Annotated in this window: 15 protein-coding genes; all 15 read right to left on the reverse strand. The window is 67.4% G+C overall.

The features are described 5' to 3' along the window. Positions 1 to 3: 3 nt before the first annotated feature. The gene (locus UUA_RS13940; protein WP_008437960.1) at positions 4 to 327 is read right to left on the reverse strand and encodes a hypothetical protein; all 324 of its coding nucleotides are present in this window, start codon (positions 325 to 327) and stop codon (positions 4 to 6) included. Positions 328 to 337: 10 nt separating this feature from the next. Then, positions 338 to 844 (reverse strand): phage baseplate assembly protein V, encoded by a 507-nt coding sequence (locus tag UUA_RS13945; RefSeq protein ID WP_008437963.1) that lies wholly within the window; start codon positions 842 to 844, stop codon positions 338 to 340. After that, positions 841 to 1,977, reverse strand: a complete 1,137-nt coding sequence (locus UUA_RS13950) for a hypothetical protein (protein ID WP_008437964.1) — start codon at positions 1,975 to 1,977, stop codon at positions 841 to 843. The genes UUA_RS13945 and UUA_RS13950 overlap by 4 nt, the downstream gene beginning before the upstream one ends. After that, positions 1,970 to 2,290, reverse strand: a complete 321-nt coding sequence (locus UUA_RS13955) for a LysM peptidoglycan-binding domain-containing protein (RefSeq protein WP_008437965.1) — start codon at positions 2,288 to 2,290, stop codon at positions 1,970 to 1,972. The genes UUA_RS13950 and UUA_RS13955 overlap by 8 nt, the downstream gene beginning before the upstream one ends. A 32-nt stretch (positions 2,291 to 2,322) precedes the next feature. After that, a complete protein-coding gene (locus UUA_RS13960; RefSeq protein ID WP_008437966.1) occupies positions 2,323 to 2,685 on the reverse strand; it encodes a hypothetical protein in 363 nt (120 codons plus the stop codon). An 80-nt stretch (positions 2,686 to 2,765) separates the two neighbouring features. Continuing rightward, positions 2,766 to 3,425 carry a hypothetical protein gene (locus tag UUA_RS13965; protein WP_008437967.1) on the reverse strand — a complete coding sequence of 220 codons (660 nt, stop codon included), beginning with the start codon at positions 3,423 to 3,425 and terminating at the stop codon, positions 2,766 to 2,768. After that, the gene (locus UUA_RS13970; protein ID WP_008437968.1) at positions 3,422 to 4,177 is read right to left on the reverse strand and encodes a CHAP domain-containing protein; all 756 of its coding nucleotides are present in this window, start codon (positions 4,175 to 4,177) and stop codon (positions 3,422 to 3,424) included. The genes UUA_RS13965 and UUA_RS13970 overlap by 4 nt, the downstream gene beginning before the upstream one ends. 17 nt (positions 4,178 to 4,194) lie before the next feature. Beyond that, positions 4,195 to 5,061 carry a hypothetical protein gene (locus tag UUA_RS13975; protein ID WP_008437969.1) on the reverse strand — a complete coding sequence of 289 codons (867 nt, stop codon included), beginning with the start codon at positions 5,059 to 5,061 and terminating at the stop codon, positions 4,195 to 4,197. Further along, a complete protein-coding gene (locus UUA_RS19415; protein WP_008437970.1) occupies positions 5,058 to 5,321 on the reverse strand; it encodes a hypothetical protein in 264 nt (87 codons plus the stop codon). The genes UUA_RS13975 and UUA_RS19415 overlap by 4 nt, the downstream gene beginning before the upstream one ends. Continuing rightward, a complete protein-coding gene (locus tag UUA_RS18620) occupies positions 5,318 to 6,490 on the reverse strand; it encodes an eCIS core domain-containing protein (protein WP_201029825.1) in 1,173 nt (390 codons plus the stop codon). The genes UUA_RS19415 and UUA_RS18620 overlap by 4 nt, the downstream gene beginning before the upstream one ends. 176 nt (positions 6,491 to 6,666) lie before the next feature. Continuing rightward, entirely contained in the window at positions 6,667 to 8,697 is a 2,031-nt protein-coding gene (locus UUA_RS13985) for a DUF4157 domain-containing protein (RefSeq protein ID WP_153022898.1), read from the reverse strand. Continuing rightward, a complete protein-coding gene (locus UUA_RS13990; RefSeq protein WP_008437973.1) occupies positions 8,690 to 9,499 on the reverse strand; it encodes a hypothetical protein in 810 nt (269 codons plus the stop codon). Before UUA_RS13990 ends, UUA_RS13985 begins: the two co-directional genes overlap by 8 nt. A 1-nt stretch (position 9,500) precedes the next feature. Beyond that, the gene (locus tag UUA_RS13995; RefSeq protein ID WP_008437974.1) at positions 9,501 to 9,788 is read right to left on the reverse strand and encodes a hypothetical protein; all 288 of its coding nucleotides are present in this window, start codon (positions 9,786 to 9,788) and stop codon (positions 9,501 to 9,503) included. Then, positions 9,785 to 11,962, reverse strand: a complete 2,178-nt coding sequence (locus UUA_RS14000; RefSeq protein ID WP_008437975.1) for an ATP-binding protein — start codon at positions 11,960 to 11,962, stop codon at positions 9,785 to 9,787. Before UUA_RS14000 ends, UUA_RS13995 begins: the two co-directional genes overlap by 4 nt. Continuing rightward, the coding region (locus tag UUA_RS14005; protein WP_008437976.1) for a Pvc16 family protein at positions 11,959 to 12,849 on the reverse strand (891 nt) is incomplete at its 5' end. The genes UUA_RS14000 and UUA_RS14005, both read right to left, overlap by 4 nt.

Genomic DNA, 12,849 nt, shown 5'->3' on the forward strand with positions numbered 1-12,849 from the left:
TCCTCACATCGCGGTGACGCGCGTCTGGCTGGCGACGATCAGCAGCGGCGTACCGGTCGGCGCGCAGATCGCCTGGCTGTCGAAGAGCAGCAGCGGCTGGCCGTTGGAAGTCACCCGGGTCGCGGCGGTGACGAACTGCGCGCTGACGCACGGCCCGTTCGCGCCCGGAGGCGGCGGCAGCACGCAGCCGGCGACCAGCCATGGCGCCGGCATCGTCACGCTGGGCTGGCCGCTCACCGCGACGCGCGGATTCGGTGCGGTGGCCTGCGCCTGGCCGCCGTGCGAGCAGAGCACGCTGGCGCCGACATGGATGACGAATCCCGGCATCGTGTTTCTCCTAGGTCACCACCAGTGCACCGTTGTTGATCGTCACCGTCGGCCCGGCGAGCACGACGGTGGCGCCCTGGCCGTTGGAAAGGGTGATGCCGATCTCGTTGATCATGATCACCGCGCCGCTGATGCTCTTCAGCAGGATTCCGCCGGTGGGCCCCGGCAGGTCGCTGATCGAGATGGCGTTCTGCAGGCCCGACTGCAGCACCACGCTGGGGCTCGCCGGATTGCCGGCCAGCGCCAGCGTCGGCACCTCCGCCACGCTGCCCCAGAAGCCGCCGACCCAGATCGGATAATCCGGATCGCCCTGCTCGAACTCGATCCACACGCCGGCACCGATCTGCGGCACCACGTAGACGCCGCTCTGCTTGCCGGCGATCGGCACGCACGGCATCGCCCAGCTCGACGGGATCAGCCCGGACACATCGGGCACCATCACCTGGATGCGGCCGCGCTGTTCCGGGTCCACGTTCTGGACCACGGTGCCGCGGTATTTGCCGAAGAACTTGTTCACGGCAGCACCAGCGGCACGGTGGAAACCAGCCCCTTGCGCGACAGCTGGAAGCTCTGCTTGTACTCGCCGCGCCTGATCGTGTGACGCACCTGGCTGACGTAGTGCAGACCGTCGAACGCAGGGCCGACGCCGCGTACGCCGACCAGCTGGCGCGGTTTCAGCACACGGCCATAGCGCACCACGTCGAGGCTGCCGCGGCCGGTGACGGTATCGGCCGATTTCGCCGCCTCGGCCATGCCCAGCAGCAGCGCGCGCTGCGGCGAATACTTTGCGGTCTCGGGCAAGGGACGGAATTGTTGCGGCGGCGGATCGATCAGGCCCAGCGGTGGATTCAGCGGGCCGACGTCCGGGATCGGCAGCGGCAGCGGCACCTTGGTCTGTTCGTTCTGGATGTAGACGACCGGCAACTGGCGCGCGTTGCCGTCGTAGCTGAAGCTGAGTTCGTCGACGTTGCTGGCCGCATCCATGTCCGCGTTCAGGGCCGGCTGCGGCACGCCCACCTTCACCTTCGGCCCCCAGTAGGCGACGCTCATGCCCGGCGCCGGGCCGGGATCGAGATAGAACACGTAGCCGACGCGCTCGGCCAGCAGGCAGATGTATTCCAGGTCGCTGCCCTGCTGGGTCGGAATGCGGTTGGTCGGGATCGGCACGTCGATCGCGATGCTGGGGATCACCAGCGGCACGATGCCGAGGAACGCGTACTTCGCCAGCAGCAGCGCCACGATCGCCTCGGCTGGCATCGCCGGATACGGCAGCCCGGGCAGGCCGGAGAACTCCAGCTTGGTCATCACCGTGCTGAGGTCGTCGCCGGTGACCTGCAGTGTTGTGTGGCGCTGGTCCGCGCCCGGCAGCACTTCGGTTTTCGTGACCACGCCGTCGATCAGCACCTGCGGCATGCCGCTCACGGTGACCACCACGATCACCCGCAAGAGCGGCACCACGCCGCCGCCCGAGAGCAGGAACAGCGTGTGCAGCGGCGACTGCACGCTCAGCGTGAACTGCAGCGTGAACGCACCCGCACCTTCGTCGGGTGCGTTCACCTCGACCCGTGTCAGCGCGTCCAGCACGAGCTGCGGCACCGGCACCGGTACCACTGGTCCCACCAGCAGCGTCAGGTGCACGCCCTCAAGCATGCGGCACCCCCGGGATGCCCTCAGGCAAGGTGATACGAAGTTTCCTGCCGATGGTGTCGGTCAGTTCCTCGGGATGCAGCGCGCGGTTCGCGTCGCACAAGCGCCAGAACTGCTCGGGATCGCCCAGGTACTGCGCCGCGATGTTGTCCAGCCGCTCGCCCTGCAGCACGCGGTGCCACTGCAGCAGCGCGAAGTTCTCCGGTGGCGGCACGAAGCGGCGTTTCAGATACGTCACCGGTGTGCCGTCGGCGCGTGTGAGGGTCGCGGCGGGGGTGAGCGCGTAGCGGCTGGTGGAGGGGAAGTTTATCGTCATCGGGACATCTCCCTGACCGGATCACGGCACGGCTAATCAATGAGCTGAACGCCCGCCATGTGGGTCGCGGCCGTATGGCCCACCTGCTTGGCGGCAGCAAAGTCATCCGACATCGCCATGACTACGGCGATCGCTGGCAGGCTGCCGCGCCCGACGCAGGTGATCGAGACGTACACGCCCTGCGTATTGCCCGCTGCCTCGGACTGGCTCGTGTGAATTCCGGTGTAACCGCCGGGGTGAATTACCTGCCTGGCAAAACTGAGGCAGGTTCTTTCGCTCGTTGTCTTGACAGCCACCTTTTCGAAATAGAGCGACGAAGCCTTCGCCGGCATTACGCCGAAAGCGCCGGCGAATGCGATGCCAGCACCGACCGCAAAAACCACGAATCTGAACATAGACCCTCCTGGTTACCGAGTTGGTTGCACAACAACGCCCTTCCATTGCGGATATCGAACGATGTGCGGGATCGCTCCTCTCAAGGCACTCCCGCGATGCCAAGCGCGGACAGTGGCTGGGCGGCCGCCACTCCAGCCAGGCGCTCCTTCTGCTGCAGGTAGCTCATGAACAGGCTGGCAGCCTTGTGCCCGCCAGGAACGTCGTTCACCGACAGCACACGCAAGCCCAGGCTGACCTTGGCGCGGATCGGGTTCAGCGCCGCGTCGAACGCCTCCTCGGTGATGCTGAATTCGGTGACGCGCACCGGCAGGATGCGCGAGCGGCTCCACACGAACAGCGCCAGCGGCGTCTCCATCGGCACGATTTCCAGCGTGCCGATCTGTGCCAGCAAATCGTTCGCGCGCAGCTGGCCGCTGCTCGGGTAAACCATCGTCTCCAGCGCGGCGAGCTGCGCGAAGATGCCGGACTGGGCGACGCCATCGTTCCGCTCCGGAAACTCCAGCTGGTCGGTAGCGTCGATCTCCGCCTCCAGCTTCAGCGTCTCCACCGGCGGCCCCTTCAGGCGCAACACCTCCGAGCGGTCGCCGCCATCCGCACTGACTGCCTGCACCTGCAGCGAGCGGGTCAGCGAGTCGGGGTTGTACTGCAGCGCGATCACCCGCAGCACCGCCGAGCTGGCCGCATCGATCAGCACGATGCCGCCCTTGAGGATGCGCGGGGAGCCGGGGAACGCGCTCATGACACGTGCCCGTAGCCGAGCAGCTTGTCCATCCGGCTCAGCACATAGGAGAAACCCTGCACGCGCGGGCTGCGGTTGCCTTCGATGGTGTACAGCATGCCGTCCTGCACCGAATGCACCAGGCCGGTGTGGCCGAGCCAGCCGGCCAGGCTCACCCGCCACCACACCACCACATCGCCGGGCTGTGGCAGGTAGTCGCTGCCCGGCGCCGAGGCCCAGCCCTGCTGCTTGAATTCGGACAACAGGCCGCGCGCGCCGGGTGCGTATGCGAACGGCATCGCCGCCTCGTCGCCACCGGCCGCCTGCAGGAAACACCAGCTGACGAAACTGGCGCACCACGGATTGCCTTCGGCGATGCCGGCCGGCGCCAGGTATTTGCGCACGAACGGGCCGGCGTTGTTGCCGCCGATCTCGCGCGCGTCCGCCTCCAGTTCGCCGATCGCGGCCGCCAGTGCGGCGCGGCCGCGCGTGCTGCCGCCGCTCGCCGGCAGCGCGGTGTAGTCGACCGCCGCGGGCGTGCGGATGAACGGCTTCGGGTTCTGCAGGCTCCACCAGCTCAGCGGGCCGGCCACCCCGTCGACCATCAGCGGCTGACCATGCTGGTCGAGGTTCTGCGCCTGGAACGCGCGTACCGCCTGCCAGGTTTTCGCGTCGAACGTGCCGCTGGCATCGACCGCGTAGCCGCGCTGCGCCAGCAACTGTTGCAACTGCCGCACCTGTGGCCCCTGGTCGTTCCTGCGCAAGGTATCCATCGTCATCGCTCCGTCACTCACGGGTTGCCGCCCAGCTTGGTTGCGTGCAGCACGGCGGGGTTGATCTTGATGCTCGGGTCGATCCGGCGTGCCGCCTCCACGTTGGCCCGCGCCTGCTGCGGCTCGCCCAGCACCACGTAGGCCTTGGCCAGGGCCGCGTGCGACGCAGCGGGCAGCGCCACGTTGGTCGACTGCAGCTGCTTGGCGATCTCGGCGATCTGATACTGGCGCGCGCTGTCCACCGGCGTGGACGCCGGTGCGGCGGGTACCGACGAAGCGGGCGCGGGAGCCCGCGCGGGGGACGGTGCGGCGGCGACACTGGCGGTGCCGGCCCGAGCCGCTGTAGCTACCGCGGCGCCCGCCGCCGCGGACGGCGCACTGGCAGCAGCGGCGGAAGGCGGCGCGGTCAGCGTGCCCGCCTGCACCTGGTTCAACTTCGCGGTGAGCACCGGTACCAGGGTGGCCTGCACTTGCGTCGACGGCTTCTCCTGCAATATCCCCTGCGCCAGCTGGTAGGCCTTGTCCACCTCGCCGATCGCGCGATAGCCGTCCGAAATCTTCGCCTGCAGTTGCGGGTTGCCGGCGGCACGCTCCTCGAGATTGGCAAGTACCTTCTGCGCCTGCTCCTTCTGTGCCGGGTCGATGGGCGCGTGCGGTTGCGCACGAATCGTGTCCAGCTCCCCCAACCCATCGCCGAACTTGACCGCCTGGATGCCGGGAAAGCCCATCAGCACGATCGCGAACACGATCAGCCCCATCGCCGCCTTGAAATCGCGCCGCTGCACGATCATCACCGTGATCGCCGCCAGCGCGAACACGAACAGGATGAGGCCGCAGAGCAGCATCAGTTTTTCGTAGCCGTACAGGCCATCGAAGATGTTCATGGCACGCTCCGGATCGGCGCCTTGCCGCCGTGCATCAGGCTGTCGCCGATCGCCTGCTCCAATGCCACCATCATCCGGCAGCCGCAGAGCACCATGCGATTCGGGCCAAACTGGTCGCGCCATCCGACGACCACGCTGTCGCCGCCGAACAACGACTTGACGGCAGCCTCGTCGTCGAAGGTCGCATTCCTCTCCCGCTCCGGCGTCGGGCAGCGTCGTACCCCTTCGGGGATGTGTGGTGAGCCCGCGACGCCGCTCATGGGGTTCCTCCGGTGCCGCTTGTCGATGAGGGATGGAAGTCGCCGCTGCAGCCGGACGGATGCGGACCGCACGATGACGGTGGCTGCGTCGGATCATTCCCTCCCTTCCCGTTGGCTTCGGCGCGTTTCTTCAGCAACTCCTGTTTTCTGGACTCATTCGCCTTCTGCTCATCGCTGCTCATGCACTGCAGGATGGACAGCGCGCAATCGATCAGCTGGAGGCGGGTGGCGTAAGAAATGCGCCCCGTGCCCGGCTTGGGATCCTGCAACGCTTCCCAGGCATAGGCGCCGAACTCGCGCTTGTTCTTGTTCGCTCTCCCGCCAAGACCCGCGCGTTGCTGGGCTGCATGTTGAAGTTCATGCCCGACTTGCAAGACGCGTCGGGCGAAGCCTTCAACCTGTCCGAGAAACGAATCCCCAACGCATATCTTCACCTGAAGGTTGGCTCCCGTAGGCACGGGAATGGCACTGGCACCACCAGCGCTTCCTGTGGGTGCCGAACAAGGTCTCCCGAGGGTGCCTGCCGAGAGGATCGGTTGCGTGGTAAGACCCGGGTCCTGCGGGTCGTAGACCACTTCACGCACCTCTGCCGCCTCACTGGGGTAATACGTCTTCAGGATGCTCCATACGAGACTCGTGGCGCGCTTTCCCGCATCTGGTGTCTTTGCAGCGTCTTTGGCTGCATCGATGATGGCCTGCGCGTTGGCATCCACTCCGTCAGACGGCCTCCGCTGCCGCAGCAATCGCCCGCAGGGCGATGCCACGCGAACACCGCCCCGGCGCGCGGACATGATCGAGTCCGCCGTCGAGTCCGCTTCCTTCTCCGCCGCCGCATCGCTTGCCGCGCCGCTGCCGTGGCCCGACTGTTGAACGACATGGGTCAGCTCGTGCGCCATCAGTCGACGCCCCCGCGCTGTGGAAGGTGCGTATTGCCCCGCTCCGAATACGACGTGTGACCCGACCGTATAGGCCAGCGCATCGACGGCGTCGGCCGAACGGGCGGCCTCCGCATCGGCATGAATGCGTACTGCGCTGAAGTCCTGGCCGAACCGCTCTTCCATCTGCCCGCGAATACCCGCATCCAGGGGGAGGCCGTGGCTCCCGAGCACCTGTCCGACCGCCAGCGGAACGGTGGGCCGGCCGGCACCACATCGCGATTTCTTCTGCATCTTCCGAGCGGCACATTCAGCGCACTCGCCACCGCCGGCGCCGTGCCGACCGCAGGCGCACTTGCGTTGAAGCAGGCCCGCTCCACCCGGACTCCAGGGCATGGGCTGATGCAACATGCTGGTGGCAGGTCCGGTCATGTCTGCGGTCGCCGCGGAAGAGAAGGAAGGCGGCACATCTACTTTTCCCTCGACTTGCCAGGCATCCTGCATTCACCTTCGAATGCGTTATCGATCGGCGAGCCGGCAAACAGCGCGCGATGCCGGTCCATGCATTCGATTTTTCTGGTGTTGGCAATATCTCCCTGCATGCCATGGTGCGGCAGATTGAGATCCGGCGGCTCGGGTGGCGGCGGATTGAGCACGATCAGTGCGCGCCTTAAAGGCTCGTAGATTGCCTGCATCCGTTCATCCCGAGTAAGCGCACGTTTGCCGCGCTTGCCCGTACGGAAAGCATCGACATCCTCCTGGCCGACCTGCCGGGCTTCGGCAGACAGCCCCGAGCCGATGACGTGCTCCTGCTGGAGCGGATCTGCCTTTTCATCCGGCGTCGGAGCCAGCCTGCTCTTCAGATGAGCATCGAGTTTCTTGTCGGCCACCTCGCCCTTGTCATCAGAACCAAGGATCTCGCCACGGCCAACCACCGGATACGACGCGGAAAGCGCCCGACTCAATGGCTCGGTGCGCATGCTCATGACGTTGTGCAGGTTCTTGTTGATCTCCTCATCCAGCAAACGCTTGCCTTCCACTGCCCTTCGTTGCGCCAGCTCGGCATTGCCCTTGAACGTACCGCGCTGCTTGGACTCGGGCCCTTCCGGTGACGCGCTGCCTTCGACGCGTGCAATGGTGAAGCCTTGCGAGATGAGGTTCACGGCACTCCTCAGCTGCTGCTGGCTGGTAGGCAGCAGCTTCTCGTTCGGCGCGGTCTCGGCGAGCCTGAAGAAGTACGGGAAGAATTGCGGTTGTGGCGAGTCAGCCGGCTTCGGCGGCGGCTTGTCTTTGCCGCGCGGCGGCGTGTGCGTGCACGTGAAGTTCACTTTGGGATCGCCACAGGCACACTTCCGGCAATCTGGTGCAGCGGTGGCGCCCGGCCTGATGGTAATTCCGCCAGTCACAGTCACATTGGGGTTCTGCCCCGGATTTTTCTCTACCGTCACTGTGACAGTAGGTTCGACAGGGTTGTCCCTGATCCGCACGCGGCCCTGCACACTGCCGGAAATATCGCCAGCGGCATTTCCACTCCCTGTGGCCTCAAGGTTGCCCGCAAAGACACGGCCGATTTGCACTGACCCGGCAAGCCTCACCGCGGGCGCAAGTTGCTTGAGCTCGTTCAGCAGCAAGTTTCTCAACTGCGTCGGATCGGTTCCGGGTGCAGCACTGGAAAGCACTCTTCCCACGATCTGCCCCGCCTGTTTCAAGGCATCGCCATAGTCGATCTCTCCACGCACCTGTCCGGCGGTATTGCCGCGACACAGATCGAGCTCGAGGAACGCGCTGCTCATGTCGATCCCGCTCGACGAATCCGTGCGCGTCTCGGGCTTGAGTTCGCAATGCCCGGGCGTTACCTCTCGAAAGACCTGATCGATGCCACCATCGGCCGTCTTCACTTCCTGCGGGTTGGCGTAGCGAGCGATCATCGCCCGCGCAGCGCCGGACAACCTGCCAGCAGAATTCCCGGACAACACCCGTTCCGCGGCCTGGTCGGCCTGCTGCTCCAAGGCAGACTCGGCCTCCCCGATGGCCATCGGCTGATTCGACAAATGATGCTGCTGCACGACGTGGGCAAGTTCGTGAGCGATCAGGCGCCGGCCGGAAGAGGTGCCAGGGGCGTACTGTCCGTCAGCGAACACCAGATGCTGCCCGGACGTATAGGCCAAGGCATGGATCGTACGTGCAGATGCGTGGGCGACGTCACTCGTGTGGACACGCACATCGCTGAAATCATGACCAAAGCCGGCCTCCATCGTGGTTCGTGTAACAGCCTCGAGCGGACGCCCCGCCCCCTGCAGTGCCTCATGCACGATTGGCGGCACCGCGTTGACGGACGCCGCATCGGCAGCCTTGCGCTGAACCCGCTTGCGTGCACAGCTGTCGCACTCTCCCCCGCCATGGCTATGCGCTCCGCAGGCACATTTGCGTTGCAGCAGGAAACCAGCGGCGAAAGATGGTTCCGCGGGCTTCGCCGCGACACTGGCGCTACGCTCAGCCATGCCGGCCTCCGGCGCGCGCCGGCTTCGCCTTCGCCTTGCGCAGCGCAGCGAGGAAGGCGTCGAGCTTGCCGGCATCGAGCGCGCGCTTCTTCTTCGTGGTGTCGATCGCGTCGATGATCGCGTAGGCCTCGTCGCAGTATTTGGCGAGGAAGGCCCAGCTCATCTGCTGCTTGCGGCCCCAGGTGACGCAGACCGGACCGCTCCTGGTATAGCCGGGCACGTAGACGTAGTGGCCGTTGTGCGGGTTCGGCTGGCCGGCCTTGCCACCCACCACCGCCCACGGCTTGCCGACGTGGAACTGGGTCAGCGCCGCGTCGGGCAGGGTGAAGCCCAGGCCCACGCCGATGTCCATGAACACCGCGCGCTTGATCTCGCTGCGTTTGGCCCGGTCGACCTGCGCGAAGGCCTTGATCCGGTAGTGCCGCCTGGCGGCAAGCCAGCCCTGCCTGCGCCATTCCTTCAGCGAATCGAGCACGACCAGGCCGCGGTCGACGCCACCGCTCTCGCCAAAGTATTCGTGCAGCACGTCGTTGTCACTGATTGCGATCAGCTTGTTCTGCTCGACCTTCTCGAAGCGCAGGGTCTGGTGGGCGCGACCGGCGGTCACGCAGTCGCCGTACTGGTCGTTGCCGAACATCGGCGTGGGGATGCCGTGGTGCACCACGTCGAAGTCGTACTCGGCCGGCAGCACCGGCGGCGCCTTCAGCAGCGCGGCGAACATCAGGTTGCGGTCGTCGCGTTTGGCCTTCCGTTTGCCGAAACGCACGACGCCGTCGGGACGTGGCTTGGGGATCGCTTTCATGTCACCGCTCCTTGCCCGCGCCGTGGAGGGCGGGCGCGCTGCCCAGGCCGTGCTGTACCGCCGCGGCGATGCGCATGCCGAGGCGGTCGCGCGGGTGGCCGGCCGGCGGCAGCGTCGACGGCGGCAAGGCGTCCATCGCGCCGAGGCTGCGCAGCGCGTCGACGGCGCCGGGCGCGCCCAGCCGCGCAGCAAGCTCACGCTCCAGCGCCAGGCGCACGGCGGCGGGGCGCTCGCCGCCGAGCGCGGCTTCGTCGATCACCAGCCGTTCGATGTGCAGCTCGATGCTCATGGCCTGCCTCCGGCACTTTCCAGCCAGCGGAAGTCCGCCTCGTTGACCGGCTTGTCGAGTTTGCGGTACTCGCCGCGCACGGCGTCGAGCAGCAGCGGCATGCCGATCTCGACGCCGGCTTTCGCGGCCATGAAGGCGGCGTTGAGCGCGACGCCCTGAATGCTGCCGCCGGTGAGCGCGAAGCGCGCCAGCCGCTCCAGGTCCAGCGCGCCCACCGACGCCTGCGCCGGGAATACCGAGGCCCAGATCGCGTGGCGTTCGGCCGTGCCGGGGAACGGGAAGTTGATGACGAAGCGCAGCCGGCGCAGGAACGCGCTGTCCAGCGCGCCCTTCATGTTGGTGGCCAGGATCGCCAGGCCGCGGAACGACTCCAGCCGCTGCAGCAGGTAGTTCACCTCGATGTTGGCGTAGCGGTCATGGCTGTCCTTCACCTCGCTGCGCTTGCCGAACAAGGCGTCAGCCTCGTCGAAGAACAGGATTGCGCCACCGTCCTCGGCCGCGTCGAACAGCTTGCGCAGGTTCTTCTCGGTTTCGCCGATGTACTTGCTGACCACGGCGGATAGATCGATGCGGTACAGCGACAGGCCCAGTTCGCGCGCCAACACCTCGGCCGCCATGGTTTTGCCCGTGCCGCTTTCACCGGTGAACAGCGCGCTGATCGACAGCCCGCGATTCATCCGCTGGCGAAAGCCCCAGTCGTCGTAGACGGTGCTGCGCTGGGCGACCTGGTCGGCGATCTGGCGCAGCAGATTTTTTTCGCTGTCGGGCAGCTTGAGATCGTCCCAGCCGGCCTTCGGCTCGATGCGCTGGGCCAGCTGGTCCAGTGCCGGCCGGATGTGTGCCAGCGCGGCCTGCCACAGCGTGGCCGGGAGCGCGGCGGGCGCGTCTTCCACCGCCGCCAGGGCGCTGTGCGCGATCTGCTCGATGCGGCCCAGGTTGAAGTCGAAGTGGCCGGCCAGCTGTTGCGGCTGCGTGCCGGCCGCGTCACCGAGCAGGCGCTGCCACAGTGTGCGTTGCTCGAACGCACTGGGTTTGGCCACGTCGACGCTGAGCGCCTGCGTGGCCGCGCCGGTCCACGGTTCGCGCGCATCGACGAAGGTCAACCCGCCGGCTCGCGCCAGGAAACGTCTGACCAGGGCCGCGGTGGCATCGCCGCGCTCGACCTCGGCCGCGTCGAGATACAGCGCCAGCGGTAGCAGCTGGCTTTCGCGCTGCCACAGCCGGCTCAGGGTTTCCTGCTCGGCGACCGCCGCAGGCAGCAAGTCGGCCGACAGCCGGTACGCCTGTGCGCCGAACGCGGCGGCGATGGTCTGCGCGATCGCCTGCTTGCTGACGCTGTCGCTGCCGAGCAGCTGCACGACCGGCAGCGGCTGGCCCACCGGCACGTGGCGCAGGCCATCCAGCATCTGGTCGGCGATTGCCTGCTGCGACGGCGGCAGGTTTGCCGGTGGCAACGCGGTGAGCAGCGGCGTCAGCCGGTCGTCGAGATAGTTCATGCCCTTGACGAAGTTCACCACGCGCTCGTCGGCACTCAGCGCCGCGCCGATCAGCGGCTGCGCGCCGGGCTGGTGGATGTCGAGCAGGCGCCAGTAGCGCAGCGGGCGCTCCGGCGACAACGCATCCCAGCTCGGCGCATCGAGTATGGCAAACGCCAGCGCGAAGGTGGGGTACGGCCGCGACGGGTCATGCTGCGCCTGCGCGCACAACGCGGGGAAGCGTGTGTCCAGTTCCATGCCGATGCACAGCAGCAGCACGTCGCGTTCGAACCTGGACAGGCCGAGCCGGCCCGCGAGCACGCTCAGCGCCGGTGTGTGATTCGCGTCTTCGCCATTTGCGCTGGCGGACGTTGCCGCCGCAGCGGTGACGCTGGTGTCGGCGTCTGGCACTGCCGCGATGATCGGCTGCGCCGCGGGTCGATCCGCGGCGGCGACATCGCCGGCCTGCGTCGGTGCGGCCGCCCGCGGGGCTTTGAGCATCCGCGCCAGCCAGGAGGGCTTCGGCGCAGCGGATGCACTGACCGTCGGCGCGGATTCCATCAGTGCCGCCGCCGGGGCCGGCGGTGCGGCGGCGGTGTCGTGCCGCTGCGCCGCGCGCTCCAGCCGCTCGCGCAGATCCGCCAGCGCGGTGCCGAGGTACTGGTCGTTCGCTTCCAGCCAGGCGACGTAATCGTTCATGACACGACCACCTGCTGGTTCGCGGCGAACGCCGGCACGCTGCCGCTGAAGTCGACCGGGATGCTGTCGGCGCCGTCCACGCGCAGGCGCACGGTGTAGGTACCCGCTGCCACGCCGGTGAGCTGGAAAGTGAGCGCGGTGGGGAGTTGGGTATCGGCCGGGTTGCTGATGCTGACCGGCGCCAGCATGCGGTCGCCGAACAGCAGGAACACCCGCTGACCGTCGCAGATCCGCGGCGTGCAGGTGAGGTTCAAGGCGAAGTTGCCGGCCGCGGCAGTGAGCGAGCCGAGCGTGATGCGCGGCGCCAGCGCCAGCGGCAACTCGTTGCTGAGCAGCGGCGGCAGCCCCGGCGGCTGCACCCGCAAGGCCACGGTGTAGATGCCCGGCGCCCAACGCGAGGCGGCATTCGTGTCTTCGGCGGGGTCGGCCAGATGCACGCGCAAGCTGCCCGCGGCAGCGCCGGCCTGTGGCGCGATGTCGATCGGCGCATCGAGGCGCAGGCTGCTGAAGCGCGCCACGGCGTTCTGTGTGCCGAGCTGGCGACCGTTCAGCTCGATGTCCTCGCCGAGGCGCACGGCGGACTGGTGGCGCGGGTAGTCCAGCGCGTCCAGCGCCGCGGCGGCGGACGCGGTGGCGAGCACGCCGCGGTCCTGCGCGCCACGCCGCAGTACCGGCAACGGCGCGCGCGTCGCGGCCTGGCTGTCGATCAGCACCACCGCCGCCTCGTACACGGCGGAAGTACGGTAGTTGGTCTGGAACGCCGTCCACAGCCGCGACAGGTCATCCACGCTCTGCGGCAGCGGCGTCACGCGCACGCGCTCGATCTGTTTCGCCAAGTCGTTGTCGGCCAGTGCATTGCGGATGTCGTTGCCGTCGAGCACGCCGCG

The sequence above is a fragment of the Rhodanobacter thiooxydans LCS2 genome (assembly GCF_000264375.1).
Lineage (GTDB): Bacteria > Pseudomonadota > Gammaproteobacteria > Xanthomonadales > Rhodanobacteraceae > Rhodanobacter > Rhodanobacter thiooxydans.